This is a genomic window from Amycolatopsis sp. MJM2582, from assembly GCF_000754115.1.
Classification (GTDB): Bacteria; Actinomycetota; Actinomycetes; order Mycobacteriales; family Pseudonocardiaceae; genus Amycolatopsis; species Amycolatopsis japonica.
Genome location: NZ_JPLW01000004.1, coordinates 480089 through 501418, shown reverse-complemented (window position 1 = coordinate 501418; position 21330 = coordinate 480089). Strand labels below are relative to the sequence as shown.

The window sequence follows — 21330 nt, the reverse complement described above, 5'->3', positions numbered from 1 at the left end:
GCCGGTCGATCAGCCGCAGGATCCCGGCGCGGGTGGCGAGCACCCAGGCCCGCGCGGCGCTCGCCTCGGTGTGTTCGACCAGCTCCCATGCCTTGTCGATCGCCACGACGACCTCGTCGAGCGTGCCGTCGACCGAAAGCAGCGCCTCCGCGTGCCGTCGCCAGACCTTGGCGGCCCGTTCGTTGCCGGTGTCCGGGCCGAGGGCCTCGGTCGCGGACCGCGAATAGGCGACCGCGCGCTCCGGCTCCCCCGACGTGCTCGCGAAATACGACGCCTCGTGCAGGAGGCGGAGCTCGTCGACGTCCGACGGGCGGTCCGCCGCGGGCACGGCGTCCCAAATGGACAGTGCCTGCTCGACGTGCCGCAACGCGGAACCGGGCGCGCCCAGCTTCTCCGCCTCGTCCATCGCGCGCAGCAACGCGGCCAGCGCGGTGACGAAGTCCTTGCTCTCCAGGCTGTGGTGCGCGAGCCGCGCGTGCTGGCCCCGGCCCTGGGTCCGGTTCCGGATACGGGCCGCGTACGCCGCGTGCATCCGCACCCGTTCGCCCGGCAGCAGGTCGCCGTAGACCGCTTCCTGCAGAAGCGCGTGGCGGAAGGTGTAGAAACCGTTTTCGATCACCAGGACGTGATGCTGCACGGCCTCGCGCAGCGCCTCGTCGAGTTCGAGCTCGTCCAGCCCGGAGATCTCGGCGAGCGCGGCGTGCGCCACCGAATCCTTGGCGACCGAGACCACGCGCAGCACCCGGCGCGTGATCTGGGAAAGCTGTTCCACCCTGGCGAGGAGCACTTCGGCCAGCCCGGCGGGGAGTTCGCGGCAGTCCTTCGCGGACGCGAGCAGCTCCTCGACGAAGAACGGATTGCCCTCGGAGCGGGAGACGATGTCGGCGATCATGTCCTGGCCGATCGGCTCGTCGGCCAAGGCCTCGACGAAGGCGCGCGCGTCCTCGGCGCCGAACGGCTTGACCTCGACGCGTTCGACCGCGCCCAACCGGACCACCTCGGACAGCAGCGCGCGGAGCGGATGCCGCCGGTGGACGTCCTCCTCGCGATAGCTCGCCACCACCAGCAGCCGCTGGGTGCGCAGCCTCGTCAAGAGGAAGGACAGCAGGTTCCGGGTGGAGCCGTCGGCCCAGTGCAGATCCTCCAGGAGGATCACCACGGGCCGGCGCTGAGCGATGACGGTCAGCACCCCCAGTACCGCGTCGAACAGCTGGAGCTGGCCGAGGTCCTGCTCGGGACCGAGCCGTTGCGTCGACACCCGTTCGCTCGCGGTGAGCTGACCGTCTTCGATGGCGGGGTAGTCCTCCGCCTGCTGCATCTGCGGGAGCAGCCTGCCCAGCGCCGGCCGGGCCCGGACCGCGGCGGTGACCGCGGGATCGGAGGTCGTCGCCAGCGGCGCCAGCGCCTCGGCGAACGGAAGATAAGGAAGACCGCCCTCATGGACGTCGATACAGCGCCCGGTGAGCACCAGGGCGCCCGCGCCCGCGGCGTACTCGCCGAGCGCGGTCAGCAGGCGGGTCTTGCCGACGCCGGCGTCACCGGAGAGCAGCACCGCGCCGGCCTCGGCCCGTTCTGCACGGGCGAAGGCGGCGCGGAGCTGCCGCATCTCCTGTGTGCGGGCGACGATCGGGATTCCGGAGCCAAGACGGGGCACGAGGTGCATTCTTGCCTACCGGACCGACAACTTCGCCTGTGTTTTCGCCGAGAGCTTCATCGCACTCGACCTCTACCGGGTGACGTCGCCGCTGCGGGCGGGCGCCTGCCGGACCTCGCGGCGCTCCTGGGCCGGCACCTGGACCTCGGCGCGCTGCGCGCGGATCCGCTTGCTCGCCCGGCGGGCCCGCTCGACCCACATGCTGCGGCCCGCTCGCTGCAGCGCCTCCCTCCGGTATTCGACCTCGGCTAGTACGCCGGTGAGGAGGGCGTCGTTCGTGTTCATCTTTTCCCCTTAGGAACTCACTGCCTTGTTGGTAGTGACGAGATTCGTCCTGAGGGGTGCCCTGAGGCATCGGGTGATCACCTACACCCGGACGTGATTCGACCCCTTACGCCGGCCCATCCCCTGCTCGGGGGGCGTAAGGGGTCGAGTTCGAGGGTGTTTAGCCGTGATCCGGGCCACTCGTGCGCACCGCGCCGAGCAGCCCGCGCCAAGCCTGCGGCGAGAGGCGGAAGGCACCTCCCTCGGGGTCCTTGGAGTCCCTCAGCGCGGCACCGTCACCGGTGAAGGCGACCTCGACGCAGTCGTTGCCGCCACCGCTGTGGCTGCTCTTGAACCACCGGGCCTGGGAAAGGTCATCGTTGGGCGTCATGCTCCCCACTCCTTACTTGTTTCCAGGGACTTCTCCGGAAGGGCCGCCTGTTCGGCGAACCTCCCGGCGGCCTCGGCGATCACCTCGACCGAGTCGTCCGGCTTCAACGCGGCGGCGCGGAGATGGTCGAACATCAACGCGTATCGCCGGACGTCCGGGGGTTCCTCCAGGTAGAGCCCGCTGGAGGTGCTGTCGACGTAGACCACGTCGGTGTCGGCCAGTTCGGGGAAGCCCATGATGAGGAACGGACCCTCCATCCCGGGATGGGCACCCGCGCCGAACGGCACGATCTGGACGGTGACGTTCGGCTGGGCAGCCATCGCGACCATCCGGTACAGCTGTTCCGCCATCACCTCGGGCCCGTCGACCACACGGTGCAGGACCGCTTCGTCGATGACGGCCCAGTATTCCGGGGGCGATGGATCGGTCAGCAGCTCCTGCCGTGCCATCCTCGCCGCGACCCGGCGCCTGATCTCGGCGTCCTCGGCGTCGGGCCGCATCGCCCTGATCACGGCCTTGGCGTAGCGCTCGGTCTGCAGCAGGCCCGGCACCAGCAGCGCCTGGAACGCGCGCAGCGAACTCGCGTCCGCCTCCAGGCCGACGAAGGTGCCGGTGAACACCTCGTTGTACGCATGCCACCAGCCGCGTTTGCGGGCTTCCCTGGCCAGCTGGACGAGCGCCTCCTGCTCGTCACCGGCGATGCCGTACAGCTCGAGCATGTCGCGCGCGTCGCGCGGGGTGACGCCGACATGCCCCGTCTCGATCCGGCTGACCTTCGACGCCGAGCATTCGAGCTTCTCGCTCACCTCGTCGATGGTGAGGTCGGCCGCCTCGCGCAACCGCCTCAGTTCGCTCGCCAGTCTCCGGCGGCGCACGGTGGGTCCCTGACCCCTCGTCATCACGGCACCTCCACAAGCTGTCCGAGCAACACCGATCGCGACACGGCGAGGAGAACAGTGTTCAGTAACCCCGCACGAAGCACATCTAACCAGCCCGAGACACATTCGGTGAGATGGTCACAGACCATTTTCACCCTCGCGTCGATTTTCATCCTGCAAATTGCAGATTGCCGTTGTAGGTTGAGCATTGTGCGACGCGGTACGCCCGCCCTCACCGGCGGCAGCGGATCCGCTCGCGGCACGGGCGCGGGGCCGCGAGCTGCACCGATGGGCTTTCGGAAGGATACCCGTCGAAGCCGGATTCACCCCCGGTGCAGGGCCGGAGCCGTCCCCCGATCGGTTCCGGCCCTCCCTTTAATTCGTAATGCTCTGGCTCCAGATGTTAATGCGTTTCGACATTCCCTCTAAAGGGTGGACAAGGCCCGCTACCGACTGCGGAACGTCACACGACTCGGAGAAGACCTTCCTGCACGACGGTCGCGATATGCGTTCCGTCCTCGGCGAAGAACCGGCCGGTCGCCAGACCCCGGGCGCCCGACGCCGTCGGCGACGCGCTGTCGTAGAGGAACCACTCGTCGGCCCGGAACGGGCGGTGGAACCAGAGCGCGTGGTCGAGGCTCGCGCCGAGCACCTTGTCGAGATCCCAGTAGACGCCGTGGCGCGCGAGGACCGAGTCCAAGAGCGTCATGTCGGAGGCGTAGGTCAGGACGCAGACGTGCAGCAGCTGCTCGTCCGGGAGTTTGCCGTCGGCCCGCATCCAGACCTGGTTCCTGGCGGGCCGGTCGCCCGTCTTCCTGGTCACCCACGGCGGATCGTTGACGTAGCGCAGGTCGATCGGACGCGGCCGGTCGAGATGGCCCATGAAGTACCCCTCGGCCCGTTCCTGCAGCGTCGGGAGCGATTCGGGGGACGGGACGTCCGGCATGGCCTCGGAGTGCTCGATACCGCCCTCGTCCTTCTGGAACGAGGCCGACAGGGAGAAGATCGCCTTGCCGTGCTGGATGCCCACGACGCGGCGGGTGGTGAACGAGCGGCCGTCGCGGATGCGGTCGACCTCGTAGACGATCGGGACACTCGGGTCGCCGCCGCGGATGAAGTACGCGTGCAGCGAGTGGACCTTCCGCTCCTCGGGGACCGTGCGGCCGGCGGCGACCAGCGCCTGCCCCGCGACCTGGCCGCCGAACACCCGCACCGGCGAGTGGGCTGGCGAGACGCCGCGGAAGATGTTCTCTTCGATCTTCTCCAAGTCCAGCAACGCGACCAGCCGGTCGAGCACGGGCTGTCCGCCCACCCCGCCGGCATTGTCGAAACCGGCCGCGGCTTCCCTGGCCATCTCAGTCATGTCCTGAACTTTAGGCCGTAAGGGTGCCGGGAGCCCCGGTGAGGCGGGACGTTTGTCGCGAAGGCCACCTTCGGGACACCTCGAACGCTATGAAGGACCCTTTCCTGGCAAATTTCGCAAGGAAAGGGTCCTTCATAGCGTTGGTAGGGGCGGTCAGGCGTGGTCGTCCTCGCCCAGCCGGTGCACCCGGATGAGGTTGGTCGACCCGACGGTCCCGGGCGGCGAACCGGCCACGATGACCACCAGGTCACCCTTGGCGTACTTGCCCATTTCGAGCATCGCGTGGTCGACCTGCTGGATCATCTGGTCGGTCGAGCCCACCTTCGGCACGATCCGCGTCGTGGTGCCCCACGTCATCGCGAGCTGGCTGCGGACGCTCTCCTCCGGCGTGAACGCCAGCAGCGGCAGCCGCGTGTGCAGCCGCGCGAGCCGCCGGACGGTGTCACCGGACTGGGTGAAGGCGACCAGGGCCTTGGCGTTCAGCCGCTCCCCGATGTCACGGGCCGCGTAGGAGATGACGCCGCGCTTGGTGCGCGGGACGTGCGACAGCGGCGGCACGACCGGCGAGTCGGTCTCGACGGCTTCGATGATCCGGCCCATGGTCTTGACCACGTCGATGGCGTAGCGGCCGACGCTGGTCTCACCCGAGAGCATGAGCGCGTCCGCGCCGTCGAGCACCGCGTTCGCGACGTCCGAGGCCTCGGCGCGGGTCGGGCGGGAGCTGTTGATCATCGATTCGAGCATCTGCGTCGCGACGATGACCGGCTTCGCGTTCTCGCGGGCGATCTGGATGGTGCGCTTCTGCACCAGCGGGACCTGCTCCAGCGGGAGTTCGACGCCGAGGTCGCCGCGCGCGATCATCACCGCGTCGAAGGCGAGCACGATGGCTTCGAGGTTGTAGACCGCTTCGGGCTTCTCGATCTTCGCTACCACCGGGAGGCGGCCCTTGCCGACGCGGTCCATCACCTGGTGGACCAGGTCGATGTCGGCGGGCGAGCGGACGAACGACAGCGCGATGAAGTCCACGCCGAGTTCCAGCGCGAACTCGAGGTCCTCGATGTCCTTTTCGGACAGCGCCGGTACGGAGACGTCCATACCCGGCAGGGAAACGCCCTTGTTGTTGCTGACGGGGCCGCCTTCGGTGACCTCGCAGACGACGTCCGGGCCCTCGACCTGCTTGACCACGAGGCCGACCTTGCCGTCGTCCACGAGGAGACGGTCGCCGGGCTTCGCGTCGTCGGCGAGTCCCTTGTAAGTGGTCGAGACGCGGTCGTGCGTGCCCGCGACGTCCTCGACGGTGATGCGCACGATGTCGCCGTTGTGCCACTCGACCGGCCCGCCCGCGAAGGTGCCGAGACGGATCTTCGGCCCCTGGAGGTCGGCGAGGATGCCCACCGCGCGGCCCGATTCGGCGGCGGCGGTGCGGATGAGGTCGTAGACCTGCTTGTGGTCGCTGTGCGTCCCGTGGCTGAAGTTCATCCTCGCGACGTCCATCCCGGCGTCGACGAGTTGCCGCATCTTCTCCGGCGTAGCGGTCGCGGGGCCCAGGGTACAAACGATCTTCGCGCGTCGGCTCACGTTCGCACAGCGTAGTCCCTCATCGTGGCTACGTCTGTACCGATACCGAAAGTTCAAGAAAAGTGTCAGTTGACCTGGGCGACGAGGAAACCACCGAACCTGGTTCGGCGGTTATCGGCGCGGCTTCTCGCTCGGCCCTACGCGGTCCCGCGCCCATTCGTTGAACGCGCGGACCTGCCGCCACGCCTTGCGCACCCGGTCGAGGGCGCCGCGTTCGTGCAGGACGTCGTCCGGCTCCCAGCCGCGGACCGCGTACACGGAGCGATACTTCAGCAGGTCGATGCGGGGATGATCCTCGGCGAAGCCGCGCGGCTTCGACTTGAGCCTGTCCCCCTTGACCTCCCAGCCCGCCTTCTCCAGCTTCGCGAGGATCTTGGCGAGCTCGGCGCCCCGCAGTTCCGTGTCGACGGCCTTGCGGAAACGGGCGAGCTGATCGGACTCGAAGTGGAAGCAGCCGCCGCCCACGCGCAGCCCCGCCGGGCCGACCTCGACGTAGTACGCGCCGCCGCCGCGGCCCTGCTCGATCACCGCGCCGCAGTGGGTCTTGTACGGCGTCTTGTCCTTGGCGAACCGGACGTCGCGATACGGGCGGAAGACCTTGCCCTCGCCGAAACCGTCGCCGAACTCCGGGACGAGCTCGGCGAGCAGCGCCTCCATCGGCGCGCGGACGTCGGCCTTGTAGGTGGCGAGATTCGCGTCCCAATAGGACTTGGAGTTGTCCGCCTCGAGACCGTCGTAGAAGTCGATGGCGTACTCGCCGAAACCCTCGAAACCCATAGGGTGACCGTAATCCTCGGCACCGACAGAAGCGCGTGAAGGGGGCCTTCACGCGCTTCTGTCGGAGAGGGTCTTACTTGGCCAGAGCGGTGATCAGTTCGCCGTCGGCGGTGTCACCGGACAGCTCCCAGAAGAAGGCGCCGCCGAGACCCTGGTTCTTGGCGTAGGTGACCTTGCCGCCGATGGTCGCCGGGGTGTCGTAGCTCCACCAGTCGCTGCCGCATTTGGCGTACGCGGTGCCCGCGACGGTGCCGGTGGGCGGGCAGGTGGTCTTCAGGACCTTGTAGTCCTGGATGCCCGGCTCGGTGCCCGCCGCCGGGCCGGTCGCCGTGCCGCCCGGGGCCTCCTGGGTGACGCCGGTCCAGCCGCGGCCGTAGAAGCCGATGCCCAGCAGCAGCTTGTTCGCCGGGACGCCCTTGGCCTTGAGCTTCTGGATCGCGGCGTCGGAGTGGAAGCCGGCGGTCGGGATGCCCGCGTAGTCGGTCAGCGGCGAGTGCGGGGCCGTCGGGCCCTGCGCGGCCCAGGCGCCGAAGTAGTCGTAGGTCATGACGTTGTACCAGTCGAAGTACTGCGCCGCGCCGCCGTAGTCCGCGGCGTCGATCTTGCCGCCGTCGGTGCCATCCGCGGTGATCGCGGCGGTGACCAGCTTCGAGCCGAACTTCTCCCGCAGGGCCTGCGCGAGGTTCTTGATCGCGGCCGCGCCGCTGGTGTCACAGGAGAGACCGCAGGCGTTCGGGTACTCCCAGTCGATGTCGATACCGTCGAAGACGCCGGCCCAGCGCGGGTCGTTGACGAGGTTGTAGCAGGACTCCGCGAACTTGGCGGGGTTCTTGGCGGCCTCGCCGAACCCGCCGGACCAGGTCCAGCCGCCGAACGACCACAACACCTTGAGATTCGGGTACTTGGCCTTGAGCTTCTTCAGCTGGTTGAAGTTCCCGCGCAGCGCGCCGGTGTCCCAGCTGTCGGCGACGCCGTCCACACTGCCGGCCGCGTCGTAGAACTTGCTGGTCGCCGCCTCGGCGTCACCGAGTGCGCAGCCACCGTTCGTCACGTTGCCGAACGAGTAGTTGATATGCGTCAGCTTGCTCGCCGAACCCGACGTGTCGATGTTCTTCACATGGTAGTTCCGCTGGTAGACGCCCCATTCGGCGAAGTACCCGAGTACCTTGCCGACCGAGGCCTCCGAGGTTTCCGGTGCGGCCGACGCCTGCTGCGCCGGAGCGGCGACGGCCAGCGCGCCGAGCGCGACGGCCGCGGCACCCACGATCGCGGTGAGCCTGAACGAACGGGACATGCGTTCTCCCTTCACGGTCACCGGCGGTGACGAGAGGACTGCGGCGGGACACGCACAAGCTAAGTGGACTAGACCACTCCGTCAATGGTTCAGACCAAGACTTTCGGATGGACATTTTCGAACATTCCTTGACGGAAATATGCCGCGCGGGGCACATTTCCCGGATGATGCAGACTTTCGAGATCCTCGCCGAGCCGCGGCGCAGGACCATCCTCGACCTCTTGCGCGACGGCGAGAAATCGGTCAACGAGCTGGTCGAGGTCCTCGAACTGAGCCAACCGGCCGTATCGAAGCACCTGCGTGTCCTACGCGAGGCCGGTCTGGTCTCGGTCCGCGTCGCCGCCCAGCGCCGGTGCTACCGGCTCCGTCCGGAACCGCTCGCGGAGGTCGACGCCTGGCTCGCGCCGTACCGCCGGTTCTGGGAAGGACGTATCGACGCGCTCGAACGGCACCTCGACGACGACAGTCAGTGAATAGGTAACGGCTCGAACGTGATGCCGCGGTCGGCCGCGCGCCGCGTCCCCCAGTCGTAGAGCGCCTGGAGTACGGGGCGTAATCGCTCCCCTTCCTCGCTCAACCGGTACTCGACGTGCGGCACCCGGCCCTCGCGGCTCTCCCGGAGCACGAGGCCGTCCGCCTCCAGTTCGCGCAAATGCTGGGTCAGCATCTTCTCGCTGACGCCCGGCATCCGGCGCCGGAGTTCGCCGTACCGGTGCACCCCTTCCTTCAGCTGCGCCAGGATCACCGGTTTCCACTTGCCGCCGATGACGTCGACCGCGAGTTCGACCGCGCAGTGGTACCGCTTCATCGCCGCTCCCCTTGGCACGCACCGGAAAGTAAGTGGTTGTCCCCGGCGACCCGGGGTGGTTGCCTTGCCGGACCGGAAGATCATCGCCGCTGGGAGGACCTTACGTGACCGGGACGCCGACGTTGTACGAATGGGCAGGCGGGCTGGACGCCCTGCGCGGGCTGACCACCGTCTTCTACGGCCACGTGCTGAAGGACCCGTTGCTGGAGCCGGTCTTCCGCCATATGGATCCCGGCCACCCCGAGCACGTGGCGGTCTGGCTGGCCGAGGTGTTCGGTGGGCCGGAGACCTACAGCGGCGAACACGGCGGGCACCGGCACATGGTCGGACGGCATCTGGGCCGGGCCATCACCGAGGAGCAGCGCCGTCGCTGGGTGAACCTGCTCTTCGACGCCGCCGACGAGGCGGGGCTCCCGGCCGATCCCGAATTCCGCTCCGCGTTCGCCGCGTATGTCGAATGGGGCAGCAGGCTCGCCGTGATGTTCTCCCAGCCCGGCCGCGAGGTCACCGTTCCCGAGCCCATGCCGAAATGGGACTGGGGCAACCGGCCGCCCTGGCAGCCGCCGTCGGACTGAGGCGTCATAGTGGTGCGGTCGTGAAAGGAGGCCGCCGTGATCCGGGTGGACGGCCGGACCCTGCGCTGCGCGGACGTCGTGACCGCCGCGAGCACCGAGGGCCCACTGGGCATCGACGTTTCGATCGCCGCGCTGCGCGGCGCGGAAAGCGCGTGGAAGCTCGCCGAAGAACTGAGCACCCGCAGGATCGTCTACGGCCGCACCACCGGCGTCGGCGCCAACAAGGAGGACCCGGTCGGCGAGGGCGAGTCACCGGATCACGGGCTGCGGCTGCTGCGCAGTCACGCGGGCGGCAGCGGCGATGTCATGTCGCCCGGCCAGACCAGGGCGATGATGCTCATCCGGCTCAACCAGCTGCTGGCCGGGCGCGCGGGGCTCAGCCCCGTGCTGATCGGGGCGCTGGCCGACGCGGTGCGGACCGGGGCACTGCCGCTCGTGCACCGGCTCGGCGCGATCGGCACCGGCGACCTCGCGCCGCTCGCGGAGACCGCGCTCGCCCTCACCGGCGAACGGCCGTGGCTGACCGGCGGCGTGCCCGCGGTACCGGTCCAGGCGGGTGACGCGCTCGCGTTCATGAGCAGCAACGCCGCGACACTGGCCGAGGCGACCCTCGCGGCGATGCGGCTCGACACGCTGACGCGGGCGAGTCACGTCGTCGCGGCACTGACCTACATCGCGCTCGACGGGAATCCGGAGGCGTACGCGACCCCCGTGCACGAGGCGCGTCCGCACGCCGGGCAGGTCGCGTGCGCGGCGGAGATGCGGCGGCTGCTCGGGATGGAGGGCACGCCCAAACCGGGCAGGCGGATCCAGGACCCGTTCGGGCTCCGCGCTTTCCCGCAGGTTCAGGGTCCCGCGCTGGACGCGATCCACTACCTGCGCGACGTCCTCGCGGTGGAGATCAACGCCAGCACCGAGAACCCGATGATCTCGACGGTGCACCAGGACGCCTACCACCACGCGCATTTCCACACCGCGTACGTCTCGACCGCGCTCGACCAGGTACGCGCGACCGTCCATCAGGTCGCCGAGCTGTCGGTGGCCCGGCTGGGTGATCTGGTGGAACCGGAGTTCACCGGGTTGCGGCCGTTCCTGGCGGCCGGGCCGTCGGGCAGCTCGGGCGTGATGATCCTGGAGTACGTCGCGCACGACGCGCTCACCGAGCTGCGGCAGGCCGCGCTGCCGGCGACGCTGGGCACGGCCGTCGTCTCACGCGGGATCGAGGACCACGCGAGTTTCTCGACGCAGGCCGCGCGGGCGGCGACCGCGGCCGGGGCGGCGTATCAGCAGGTGCTGGCGTGCGAACTGGTCGCCGCCGTCCGGGCGCTGCGGATGCGCAAGGCCGACCTCGTCGCCCTACCCGCGCGCGATGCCTACGAGACCGCCGCGGCCGTGCTCGACCCGAGCGTCGAGGACCGCCCGCTCACCGACGACATCGCCCGCGCCGTGTCCCTTTTGGACACCTTCGCACGCATCTGAACCCCGCATTTCGTCCTCTGAATGCGGTAGTTGGTGATGCCAACTACCGCATTCAGAGGACGAAATGCGGGAGGTCAACAGCAGCAACCCCGGCGCGCGAGGGAGTGGAGGCGGGCATTCGTCGGCGTGGGCCGGTTCGCGGCGGCCTCGACGGCGTCGAGCATCCGCCGCCGCTCCGCCCTGTCGAGCACCCGGCCGCGCGTGATCACCGTGTCGATCTTCGCGACGTTGCGGATGTCCGCGGCCGGATCCGCGTCCAGCAGCACGAGGTCCGCCTCCTTCCCCACCGCGACCGTGCCCGACGTCCCTTCCCGGCCGAGGAATCTCGCCGCGTCCCCGGTGACGGTCTTCAGCGCCCGCACCGGCGAAAGCCCGGCCTCGACCAGGAACGCGAGCTCCTCGTGCAGCCCGCTGCCGGGGAACGTGTACGGATTGAGGCAATCGGTGCCGCCGATGAGCCCGACACCCGCTTCGTGCGCGACGCCGACCAGCCGCAGCGTCTCCCGGTAGTACCGCTCCTGCAGGGCGACGTCCGCCGGGGTCTTCGGCGCGAAGCGTTCGATGCCCTTGGCCCAGCTCTCGCGCACGTCCGCGGGTACGTATTTCAGCCGCGGGTCACGCTGGTGGGTCTCGGCGGGCTGCGTGACGACCCGGTTGATCGTCAGCGTCGGCGAGTGCCAGGTGCCGTTGCACCGCAGCCGCTCGAAGTAGGCCCGCGCCGTACGGCGGTCGTACGTGCTGACCGAATCGAACTCCAGCCGCCGGGCCAGGTTGAAGAAGTCCCGCGGCGCCGCGGGGTCGTAAGGCGTCGACTTCAGCCGGGCCAGGATCTCGTCGCGCCGGGACGAGCAGTGGATGGACACCCCGAAGAAATGCTCGAGGCTGTGCTGCCCGAGGTCGCTCACCTCGAGATGCGACAGCTTGTACGGCCAATGCCCGGAGAACCGCAGGCCCTGGGCGCGGGCTTCGTCCGCGACCGCGCGCACGACGTCGGGTGCGAGGTAGGAGTAGGTCTTGACGAGCTCGGCGCCCGCGGCCTTCTCGGCGCGGACGGCGGCCCGCGCTTCGGCCTCCGTCGACACCTGGAGCACCGGCGGTCCCAGGAGCGTGACCGGCCCGTCGACGATCCCGCTCGCCAGCACGACACGCGGGCCGAGCAGCTCGCCGCGGTCGATCCTGCCCTTCGTGGCGCGGTTTTCCGCGTAGCCCCACATCTCGCGGACACCCGTGACGCCGTGCGCCAGATGCAGCGGCGGGACGATGTCCTCGAGGTCCGCGCCGTGGGTGTGCAGATCCCACAGGCCCGGGATGAGGTACTTGCCGCGGCCGTCGATCACCCGCGCGCCACCGGTTTCCGGGACCGGGCCGGAGCCGACCCAGGCGATCCGGTCGCCGACCAGCACGACCGAGACGTCACGCCGGGGCGCCGAACCCGTGCCGTCGATCAGCGTGACGTGGGCGAGGACGACGATCGCGTCCGTTTCCGCGGCGGCCGTACCGGGCAGCAGCCCGGCGAGCGCCGCCCCGGTCCCACCGGCGGCCAGCCACCTCAGGAACTCGCGCCTGCTGGACCCCATGAGCACCGCCGCCCTTCCACCCCGATCCCCCGGGTGGCCGATTCAACTCGCCGCGACGGCGGGGCCGCAAGAAAAGCGAAGGCCCCTTACCCGAGGTCAGCACAAAGTAAGGGGCCTTCTCCCGAAAACAGGGCTCAGCCGAAGAAGACCTCGGCCTCTTCGTAGCGTTCGACCGGGACGGTCTTCAGTTCGGCGGTCGCCTCGGCGAGCTTGACGCGGACGATGTCCGTGCCGCGCAACGCCACCATCACGCCGAAGTCGCCGTCGGCCACGGCGTCGACGGCGTTGAGACCGAACCGGGTGGCGAGCACGCGGTCGTACGCCGTCGGGGTGCCGCCGCGCTGGACGTGCCCGAGTACGACCGCGCGGGACTCCTTGCCGGTGCGGGCGGCGATCTCGTCGGCCAGCCAGGTGCCGATACCGCCGAGCCGGACGTGCCCGAAGGCGTCCTTCTCCCCGGTCAGCAGCTTCTCCTCGCCGCCCTCGGGCAGCGCGCCCTCGGCGACGACGATGATCGGCGCGAACTCCTTCTCGAAGCGGCGCTCGACCCAGGAGACGACCTGGTCGACGTTGAAGTGCCGCTCCGGCACCAGGATCACGCTCGCGCCGCCGGCGAGGCCCGAGTGCAGCGCGATCCAGCCCGCGTGCCGTCCCATGACCTCGACGACCAGCGCGCGGTGGTGCGACTCGGCCGTGGTGTGCAACCGGTCGATGGCCTCGGTGGCGATCGAGACGGCCGTGTCGAAGCCGAAGGTGTAGTCGGTGGCGCCGAGGTCGTTGTCGATCGTCTTGGGCACCCCGACGACGCCGACGCCGTCGTCCGTGAGCCGCTTCGCGACGCCGAGGGTGTCCTCGCCCCCGATCGCGATCAGCGCGTCGACCTGCTGCTCGGCGAGCACGGCCTTGATCTTGTCGACCCCGCCGTCGACCTTGTACGGGTTGGTGCGCGACGAACGCAGGATCGTGCCGCCGCGGGTGAGGATGTCCTCGACGTCGTTCAGGCCGAGCGGACGGCTGTCCCCGGTGAGGGGACCGTTCCAGCCGTTGCGGAACCCGACGATGTCCCAGCCGTGCACCTCGATGCCCTTGCGCACCACACCGCGGATCACCGCGTTGAGCCCCGGGCAGTCCCCACCGCCGGTCAGCACACCGACACGCATCAGAAGCCTCCGTCTTGTGTTCCGTAGAGATGACAGTCACATGTCCCGACGCCAGCGTAGCGGCAGTTCTCTGGATCGGTGCAGGGCGGACCACCTCGGGAATCGGTACGCGCCGCGGATGTGCTAGCTTGGCCCCGTGCAGCGCTATTTCTGGTTTACGAAGCCGGCCCCGGGTGGGCACGGCGGCGTGAACCTGCGCTGACCACCACCCCGAGCCGGATTTCCCACCGGCTCGGCGAGTTCCCGCGGGTCGGTATCCCTTTCGAAAGGAACCAGACCCGCGATGTCTCCCTCCGCTGACACCCTGATCGCCCTCGACGGGCACCGCACGGCGGCCATCAGCCCGCTGCTGTCGCCCGCGATGCTGCGGCACGAACATCCGATGACGGCGGAAATCGCCGATACCGTCCTAGCCGGGCGGGCCTCGGCCGTCGACATCCTCGACGGCCGGGACGACCGGCTCCTCGTCGTCGTCGGGCCCTGCTCGGTGCACGACGCGGACGCCGCGCTCGACTACGCCCGCCGTCTCGCCGCCAAGGCCGAAGAACACCGCCGCGACCTGCACATCGTCATGCGCGTCTACTTCGAGAAGCCGCGGACCACGCTCGGCTGGAAGGGCCTGATCAACGACCCCGGTCTCGACGGCACCTACGAGGTCAACCACGGTCTCCGGATGGCGCGCAAACTGCTGCTCGACATCTCCGCGCTGGGCCTGCCGGTCGGCTGCGAATTCCTCGACCCGATCACCCCGCAGTTCATCTCCGACACCGTGACCTGGGGTTCCATCGGTGCGCGGACCGCGGCGAGCCAGGTGCACCGGCAGCTGTGCAGCGCGCTGTCGATGCCGGTCGGGATCAAGAACTCCACCGAGGGCGACGTCCAGGTCGCCGTCGACGCCACCCGCGCGGCCGGCGCGAGCCACGTCTTCGCCGGGATCAACCCCGACGGGCTCGCCGCGCTCATCACCACCGCGGGCAACGAGGACTGCCACGTCATCCTGCGCGGCAGCTCCGCCGGCCCGAACTACGACCCCGCGACGGTGGCCGACACCCTGGCGCGGCTGGCGAAGTCGGGGCTGCCGGAACGCGTGATCATCGACGCGAGCCACGGCAACAGCGCGAAGGACCACGTGCGGCAGGCTTCGGTCGTGCGCGAACTCGCCGGGCGGATCGGGGCCGGTGAGCGGGGTATCGCGGGGCTGATGCTGGAGAGCTTCCTGGTGGAGGGGCGCCAGGACCTGACGCTGGGGTCGGCCGGTTCGCTGACTTACGGGCAGTCGATCACGGACGCCTGCCTCGGGTGGGAGAAGACGGCGGAGCTGCTGGACACCCTCGCCGAAGCCGTCGACTCACGCCGCTGAGCCCCTCGGGGGGCGCTAGGAACGGTCCTTTCCTCGCAAATTTCGCAAGTAAAGGACCGTTCATTGCACGGCACTCTGGCCTGCGAGGGGTGGAGCGGCTCCGGTCTCGTGTGGCGAAGGGAGCTTCCGCCGCATGGCACGCGGGGAGGGCGCCCTTCACCTCAGGAACTCTGAGCAGCGTGAACTCGGCTCGGCTGGCGCCTGAGCGTAGGAAAGCGGTGGCCGTGAAGGACTCCTTGAGGGACCCAGAGTCCCTCAAAGTTCCCCTTACCCGGCCGGAACCGGCAACTCCAGCCTCAGCAGTCCCAACAGCCACGACGACCGCACCAGCGCGAGTGTCATGAAAGGGCCGTTCAGGACACAAAACGTCCTGAACGGCCCTTTCATGACATCCGGACCGGACGGCCTACCGGTGCCAGTAGGACTCGATGATCTGCCACCGCTGGAAGTTGTGCCGCGCGTCCGCCAGCGCGTCGTGCTGGTCGTCCGGGGCCGACGGCAGCTTCGGCTTGCCCGCGTCCTCCCAGCGTTGCCGCAGGTCACGGGTGAAGCGCGGCAGCTGACGCGGCAACGCGGGCATCGGCCCCCACAGCTGCGCCAGCGCGACGTGGTCGTAGGCGGCGAACCAGGCCCACAGTTCGATCCCGCCGGGCGGTTTGCCGAAGAACTCGAGCAGATCCGTCCGGATCTTCTCGCGGCTGTGCCACGCCGGGTCGGCGGGCGACGGGAGTTTCGGGAGCACGTTGTCGCGGACCCAGGGGCCGGCCTTGCCGGGATCGAAATCGGTCGAGACCGCGTAGAACTCGCGGCCTCTTTCGTCCACGACACCGATCGACACCAGATCGATGGTCACGCCGTCCTCAATGAATTCGGTGTCGTAGAAAAAGCGCACCGGAGAACCCTAGTGGGGCCTCAGCCGACCTTGGTGTCCGGGATACGGGCGACGTCCTGGGCGGAGGGCTGCGCGGGCACCTTGGGGCGGACTCCCGCCTCTTCGGCGGCGAGCAGTTCCTTCGCCTTGGCGGCGTAGATGTCCACGTACTCCTGGCCGGAGAGCTCCATGAGCGCGTACATGATCTCGTCGGTGATGGACCGCTCGATGAAGCGGTCGCCGGCGAGGCCCTCGTAGCGCGAGAAGTCGAGCGGCTTGCCGAAGCGGATCTCGAGGCGGCGCGGCCACCACATCTTCGAGCCGATCGGGTTGACCTTGTCGGTGCCGATCATGGCGACCGGGACCACGACGCCACCGGATTCGAGCGCGATCCGCGCGACGCCGGTCTTGCCCTTGTACAGGCGGCCGTCCGGGGAACGGGTGCCTTCGGGGTAGATGCCGAGCAGGTGCCCTTCGCGGACCAGGCGGGTCGCGGTGTCGAGCGCGGCCTGCGCGGCGTTGCCGCCGGAGCGGTCGATCGGGAACTGGCCGACGCCGGTGAAGAACCACTTCTTCAGCAGACCCTTGAAGCCCTTTTCGGTGAAATACTCCGATTTGGCCGGGAAGGTCACCTTGCGCTTGACACGCAGCGGCATGAAGAAGGAGTCGGCCACCGCGAGGTGGTTGCCCGCCAGGATCGCGCCACCGTCGTCGGGGATGTTCTCCGCGCCGACGACTTTGGTGGGCCACAGCGCCTTGAGCAGTGGCCCGATAAACACGTGTTTCATGAGCCAGTACAGCACTGCGAAAACTCCTCCTAGCAGCTCAACCCCTGCGCCCGATGGTCAAGACTACGAATCGCGCACCCCCGGCACAACGAAGTCCACCCGGTTACCCGCACCCAGCGACGGATCTCACACCCGATCCGGCCCGATTCCGGCAGTGGCCGGGGCCCCACAAGCCGCTCCGGTCGTGCGAACATGGTAGACCTACCCAGCTCTCACGGAAGGCGATCGCATGGCCGTCCTCGCCGGCGCGGAACCGTTCGCTCACACCGGTTCGACCGAAGCAGGGTTCCTGCTGTGCCACGGATTCACCGGCACTCCCGCGAGTATGCGGCCGTGGGGCGACCATCTGGCCGAAGCCGGTTACACGGTGCGCTGCCCGTTACTCCCCGGCCACGGGACCCGGTGGCAGGACATGAACCGGACAGGCTGGGAGGACTGGTACGGCGCGGTCCGCGAAGAGCTGCTGGCGCTCTTCTCGACCTGCGAGACGGTGTTCGTCGCCGGGATGTCGATGGGCGGGACGCTGACGCTGCGGCTGGCCGAGGAGTTCGGCGACCGGATCGCCGGCATCGTGCTGGTGAACCCGTCGGTCATGACACTGCGCTGGGACGCCAAGCTGCTGCCCGTCCTGTCGCGGATCCTGCCCTCGGTTCCGGGCGTGGCCAACGACATCGCGAAGCCGGGCGTGACCGAGCTGGCCTACTCGCGGACGCCGGTGCGCGCCGCGGCGAGCCTGGCGAAGCTGTGGAAACTCACCCGCGCGGATCTGCGCAAGGTGACCCAGCCGGTACTCCTGCTCCACTCGGCCGTCGACCACATCGTCGAGCCGGTCAACTCGCGGGTGATCCTCGACGGGATCGGCAGCGACGACGTGACCGAGGTGGTGCTGGAGAACAGCTTCCACGTCGCCACCCAAGACCACGACGCGGGCCTGATCTTCACGCGTACGGTGGACTTCGCCCGGTCCGTGCGCCGGGCGGGACAGGTGGACGCCGGATGAGCAGAGGCAAGGACGGGCCGGAGGACGTCGACGCGACGTTCGCCGAGATCGTGGCCGACCTCCGTGCGGAGGGTGTCGGCCTGTTCCCGGAAGAAGACCTGGAGAAAACGCCGGAGAAACCCGCCGAGAAGGCACCCCGGCCCGAGCCGTCGGACGCCGAACCCGAACCGGGCTGGCGCGGCGGCGGCACCAGCTGGGACAAGACCCTTTTCGAGGACGACCCGGCCGGGCCGAGCGACGACGAAGGCCACTTCGTGCCGCCCGAGCCGCCTCCCCTTCCGCGTCCGCGCAAGGGCGCGTTCGTCGTCCTGCTGTTCTTCCTGCTCGGTCTGCTGCTGCTGATCGCGCCCACCCTGATCGGCATGGGCACCCGCCTCGGCACGCCGCTCGGGATCCTCGCCCTCGCGACCGCGATCGCCCTGCTCCTGCTTCGGGTGCGCCAGGGGCCGCCGCCCGGCGCGGATCCGAACAACGGCGCCCAAGTCTGATCTGCCGGACAATTCGGAAGATGAAGATCGACTTCACTCCCTCGCGCCGGTCGACGGTCGGCGCGGAATGGGAACTCGCCCTCGTCGACCGGCGGACCGGTGAGCTCTCGTCGGTCGCGGAACAGGTGCTCGACGCCGTCCGGCCCGACGGCGAGGAGGAGCATCCGAAGATCAAGCAGGAACTGCTGCTCAACACCATCGAGGTGATCAGCGGGATCTGCGACACGATCGCCGAGGTCAAGGCCGATCTGAACGACTCGCTCGACGTGGTGCACTCGGTGCTGGACCCGCTGGGCGTCGAGCTGTTCTCCGCCGGGTCGCATCCGTTCTCGACCTGGTACCAGCAGAAGGTCACGGACAAGGAGCGCTACGCCAAGCTCATCGACCGGACCCAGTGGTGGGGACGGCAGATGCTGATCTACGGCGTCCACGTGCACGTCGGTGTCGACCACCGGGACAAGGCCCTGCCGATCCTCGACGCCCTGCTCAAGTACGCGCCGCATCTGCAAGCGCTTTCGGCGTCTTCGCCGTACTGGGGCGCGGAGGACACCGGGTACGCGTCGAACCGGGCGCTGATGTTCCAGCAGCTGCCGACGGCCGGGCTGCCGTTCCAGTTCCGGAAGTGGACCGAGCTGGAGAGCTACGTGGACGACATGTTCACCACGGGCGTGATCGACCATTTCTCCGAGATCCGCTGGGACATCCGGCCCGCGCCGCATTTCGGGACGGTCGAGATGCGGGTGTGCGACGGGCTGCCGACGCTGGAGGAGGTCAGCGCGATCTCCGCGCTGACCCAATGCCTGGTCGACGACTTCAGCGCGCGCCTCGACGACGGCGAGATCCTGCCGACGCTGCCGCCGTGGCACGTCCAGGAGAACAAGTGGCGCGCGGCGCGGTACGGCGTCGACGCGATCGTCATCCTCGACGCGGCGGGCAACGAGCGGCTCGTCACCGACGACACCTACGACCTGCTGAACCGGCTCGAACCGGTGGCCCGGCGCCTGGACTGCGTCGACGAGCTGCGCTCGGTGGAGACCATCCTGGCGTACGGGCCCAGCTACCTGCGTCAGCGCGCGGTCGCGAAGCAGTACAACGGCAGCCTGCGCGCCGTCGTCGCTTCGCTCATCGCGGAGATGCGGGACGGGAAGATCGCGCGCCCCTGACCAGGACCGCATTCAGAGGACTAAATGCGGGAGTCGAGGTGCCCCAGGAGGGTGCCGGGGCCGAAGGTCGAAGCACCCAGGACCTCGACGCGGGAACGCAGCTCCCGGTCGGCGGTGACCACGACGACGTGGTCGTCCGGGCCCGCGGTACGGGCTTCACGCGCGACGGCCACGATCTTGTCGTCGCCTTCGCCGTCCGCCTCGACGACCTCGACCCCCGGCACCGTCGCGACGCCCCGCGCCTTGCCCTCGACGACCAGCACGACCTTCGGCGACCACGACCATCCGCCGCCCCCGGGCAACGCCGGATCGGTGAGCCCGGTCCCGGCCAGGGTCGCGAGCTTGTCCCGCAACCGTTCCGCGGCGCCGCGCCGGTCACGCCACCAGCCGTCCGGCCGCGATCCGACGACGTTCGCGCCGTCGACCACCAGTACCAGCCCGCGATCCAAGTGTTCCCTCAATCCCGGCCACGCCGCCGCGAAGTCGCGATGCAGCCGGAAATCGGCGACCTCGCCCGCGTGGACCCATCGCAGTTCCGCGCTCTCCGCGCTCTTCACCCTGGCCGAAAGCGGGCCGATCGGCGCGGCGAGGACCGTGGTGTAGCGCCAGTTCCCGTGGTCGACGTGCGACGCGGCCAGTGGACGGACCCGCGCGGGCGGGATGTCGGCCTCCTCGTGCGCCTCGCGGGTGGCGGCCTCACGCGGGCTCTCCCCCGCCTCGACGGCGCCACCGGGCAGCGCCCAGGTGCGTCCGTGGTGGACCCACCAGGCCCGCCGCTGCAGCAGGACCCCGCGCGCGGGATCGGACAGCAGCAACCCGGCCGCGCCGTTCAAACCCCAGTGAAGATGCCCGAAGTCGCACTTCACGAAGCCGTTGCCGTCCTGCCGGGTCACCGCCTCAGCGTGTCACACCGATCTCGGCGCCGGGAGCCTTCGCCGCGTCGACGGCGAGGGCGGCGGCACCGACGATCGCCGAATCGTCGCCGTGGTGCGCGGCCCGGATCCGCGCCAGCGGCCGGTGGCCGGCGCCGGTGATCTTGTCCGCGTAGTGCTCGCGGGCCTCGTCCAGGAACAGCGGGGCCGATTCGGACACGCCGCCGCCGATCACGATGAGCTCGGGATCGAAGACGTCGGCGACCAGCGCCAGCCCTTCGGCCAGCCATTTCGCCAGTTCGGTCATCGCGCGCTGGGCGATCGGGTCGCCGTCGCGGGCGGCCCCGGCGACGCGGCGGCCGGTGACCGAACCGGGGTCTCCCCTGGTCTCGCGCGCCAGCACGGTCGAGCGCCCGGGATGCCGCGCGAGCAGCTCCACCGCCGTCGCCGCCAGCGCCGTCCCGCTGCAGTAGCGCTCCCAGCAGCCGTACTTCCCGCACGGACAGGGCCTGCCGCCGGGGACGACGGTCAGATGCCCGAGTTCCGGCGCGACGCCGTACGCGCCCCGGTAGATCTTGCCGTCGAGCAGCAGTCCCGCGCCGATCCCGGTACCGAGGGCGATCAGCGCGGCGACATGAGCGCCGCGGGCGGCCCCGAAGCGGTATTCGCCGACCGCGGCGGCGTTCACGTCGTGCTCCAGGGTCACCGGCAGACCGACCCGCTTCTCGATGCGCTCGGCGACCGGCGCGGCACGCCAGGACAGATGCGGCGCGAACATCACCGTGCGCCGGTCGTTCGCGACGAACCCGGCGACCGCGAGCCCGACCCCGGACACGTCGTGCCGGTTGCGGAGGTCTTCGACGACGCCGGCGATGGCGTCTTCGAGCGCGTCCTCCCCGCTGGGCGTCCCGACCCTGGCGGTGTCCATCAGCGAGCCGTGCTCGTCCACCACGCCGGCGCGCACACTCGTGCCCCCGACGTCCACCCCTA

Annotated in this window: 22 protein-coding genes; 7 read left to right on the top strand and 15 right to left on the bottom strand. The window is 69.5% G+C overall.

From position 1 onward, the window contains the following. The 8 genes from ED92_RS43435 to ED92_RS27655 form a co-directional block, all read right to left on the bottom strand. The coding region (locus ED92_RS43435) for an AAA family ATPase (RefSeq protein WP_037343403.1) at positions 1-1663 on the bottom strand (1663 nt) is incomplete at its 3' end. A 63-nt stretch (positions 1664-1726) separates the two neighbouring features. Next, positions 1727-1939, bottom strand: a complete 213-nt coding sequence (locus tag ED92_RS27685; protein ID WP_037343402.1) for a hypothetical protein — start codon at positions 1937-1939, stop codon at positions 1727-1729. A gap of 160 nt (positions 1940-2099) precedes the next feature. Continuing rightward, a complete protein-coding gene (locus ED92_RS27680; protein ID WP_037343401.1) occupies positions 2100-2309 on the bottom strand; it encodes a DUF397 domain-containing protein in 210 nt (69 codons plus the stop codon). After that, complete coding sequence (locus ED92_RS27675) at positions 2306-3208, bottom strand: helix-turn-helix transcriptional regulator (RefSeq protein ID WP_037343399.1); 903 nt, start codon at positions 3206-3208, stop codon at positions 2306-2308. The genes ED92_RS27680 and ED92_RS27675 overlap by 4 nt, the downstream gene beginning before the upstream one ends. A 442-nt stretch (positions 3209-3650) precedes the next feature. Next, positions 3651-4550, bottom strand: coding sequence for an acyl-CoA thioesterase II (tesB, locus tag ED92_RS27670; protein WP_037343397.1), 900 nt, complete (start codon positions 4548-4550; stop codon positions 3651-3653). Between the two features lie 153 nt (positions 4551-4703). Then, a complete protein-coding gene (gene pyk / locus ED92_RS27665) occupies positions 4704-6128 on the bottom strand; it encodes a pyruvate kinase (RefSeq protein ID WP_007033718.1) in 1425 nt (474 codons plus the stop codon). A gap of 111 nt (positions 6129-6239) precedes the next feature. Continuing rightward, the gene (locus ED92_RS27660; protein WP_005166098.1) at positions 6240-6905 is read right to left on the bottom strand and encodes a DUF2461 domain-containing protein; all 666 of its coding nucleotides are present in this window, start codon (positions 6903-6905) and stop codon (positions 6240-6242) included. A 73-nt stretch (positions 6906-6978) separates the two neighbouring features. Continuing rightward, positions 6979-8199 carry a glycoside hydrolase family 18 protein gene (locus ED92_RS27655; RefSeq protein ID WP_037343396.1) on the bottom strand — a complete coding sequence of 407 codons (1221 nt, stop codon included), beginning with the start codon at positions 8197-8199 and terminating at the stop codon, positions 6979-6981. Between the two features lie 164 nt (positions 8200-8363). On the opposite strand from ED92_RS27655, the gene ED92_RS27650 reads away from it, so the two are divergent. Then, a complete protein-coding gene (locus ED92_RS27650; RefSeq protein ID WP_037343394.1) occupies positions 8364-8672 on the top strand; it encodes a metalloregulator ArsR/SmtB family transcription factor in 309 nt (102 codons plus the stop codon). On the opposite strand, the gene ED92_RS27645 is transcribed toward ED92_RS27650, so the two are convergent. Then, positions 8666-9007 (bottom strand): helix-turn-helix domain-containing protein, encoded by a 342-nt coding sequence (locus ED92_RS27645; protein ID WP_037343392.1) that lies wholly within the window; start codon positions 9005-9007, stop codon positions 8666-8668. The genes ED92_RS27650 and ED92_RS27645 overlap by 7 nt on opposite strands. Before the next feature lie 104 nt (positions 9008-9111). Between ED92_RS27645 and ED92_RS27640 the strand changes: the two genes are divergently transcribed. Together ED92_RS27640 and ED92_RS27635 are read left to right on the top strand one after the other, a co-directional pair. Next, positions 9112-9582, top strand: a complete 471-nt coding sequence (locus ED92_RS27640) for a group II truncated hemoglobin (RefSeq protein WP_052120895.1) — start codon at positions 9112-9114, stop codon at positions 9580-9582. A gap of 36 nt (positions 9583-9618) precedes the next feature. Next, positions 9619-11061, top strand: a complete 1443-nt coding sequence (locus ED92_RS27635) for an aromatic amino acid ammonia-lyase (RefSeq protein ID WP_037343391.1) — start codon at positions 9619-9621, stop codon at positions 11059-11061. A 74-nt stretch (positions 11062-11135) separates the two neighbouring features. Here ED92_RS27635 and ED92_RS27630 read toward each other — a convergent pair whose 3' ends face one another. Next, positions 11136-12638 (bottom strand): amidohydrolase family protein, encoded by a 1503-nt coding sequence (locus tag ED92_RS27630; RefSeq protein WP_081975931.1) that lies wholly within the window; start codon positions 12636-12638, stop codon positions 11136-11138. Between the two features lie 134 nt (positions 12639-12772). Further along, positions 12773-13798, bottom strand: a complete 1026-nt coding sequence (locus ED92_RS27625; RefSeq protein ID WP_037343389.1) for a 6-phosphofructokinase — start codon at positions 13796-13798, stop codon at positions 12773-12775. A 283-nt stretch (positions 13799-14081) separates the two neighbouring features. Between ED92_RS27625 and ED92_RS27620 the strand changes: the two genes are divergently transcribed. Then, the gene (locus ED92_RS27620; protein WP_037343388.1) at positions 14082-15158 is read left to right on the top strand and encodes a 3-deoxy-7-phosphoheptulonate synthase; all 1077 of its coding nucleotides are present in this window, start codon (positions 14082-14084) and stop codon (positions 15156-15158) included. 406 nt (positions 15159-15564) lie between these two features. Here ED92_RS27620 and ED92_RS27615 read toward each other — a convergent pair whose 3' ends face one another. Beyond that, positions 15565-16050, bottom strand: a complete 486-nt coding sequence (locus ED92_RS27615; protein WP_037343386.1) for a polyadenylate-specific 3'-exoribonuclease AS — start codon at positions 16048-16050, stop codon at positions 15565-15567. Positions 16051-16070: 20 nt separating this feature from the next. Then, positions 16071-16832 (bottom strand): 1-acyl-sn-glycerol-3-phosphate acyltransferase, encoded by a 762-nt coding sequence (locus ED92_RS27610; RefSeq protein WP_016332794.1) that lies wholly within the window; start codon positions 16830-16832, stop codon positions 16071-16073. 214 nt (positions 16833-17046) lie between these two features. Here ED92_RS27610 and ED92_RS27605 point away from each other — a divergent pair, with 214 nt between their 5' ends. Genes ED92_RS27605 through ED92_RS27595 form a run of 3 tightly spaced genes read left to right on the top strand, consistent with a single transcriptional unit; the run spans position 17047 to position 19468 of the window. Then, on the top strand, positions 17047-17817 hold the full coding sequence (locus tag ED92_RS27605; protein WP_037343382.1) for a carboxylesterase: 771 nt from the start codon (positions 17047-17049) through the stop codon (positions 17815-17817). Next, positions 17814-18305, top strand: a complete 492-nt coding sequence (locus tag ED92_RS27600) for a hypothetical protein (protein WP_037343380.1) — start codon at positions 17814-17816, stop codon at positions 18303-18305. The genes ED92_RS27605 and ED92_RS27600 overlap by 4 nt, the downstream gene beginning before the upstream one ends. 20 nt (positions 18306-18325) lie before the next feature. Beyond that, a complete protein-coding gene (locus ED92_RS27595) occupies positions 18326-19468 on the top strand; it encodes a glutamate--cysteine ligase (protein WP_037343378.1) in 1143 nt (380 codons plus the stop codon). 20 nt (positions 19469-19488) lie between these two features. Here ED92_RS27595 and ED92_RS27590 read toward each other — a convergent pair whose 3' ends face one another. Both ED92_RS27590 and ED92_RS27585 read right to left on the bottom strand, forming a co-directional pair. Beyond that, positions 19489-20361, bottom strand: coding sequence for an NUDIX domain-containing protein (locus tag ED92_RS27590; protein ID WP_037343377.1), 873 nt, complete (start codon positions 20359-20361; stop codon positions 19489-19491). 4 nt (positions 20362-20365) lie between these two features. Beyond that, complete coding sequence (locus tag ED92_RS27585) at positions 20366-21325, bottom strand: ROK family protein (RefSeq protein WP_037343376.1); 960 nt, start codon at positions 21323-21325, stop codon at positions 20366-20368. Positions 21326-21330: the final 5 nt, after the last annotated feature.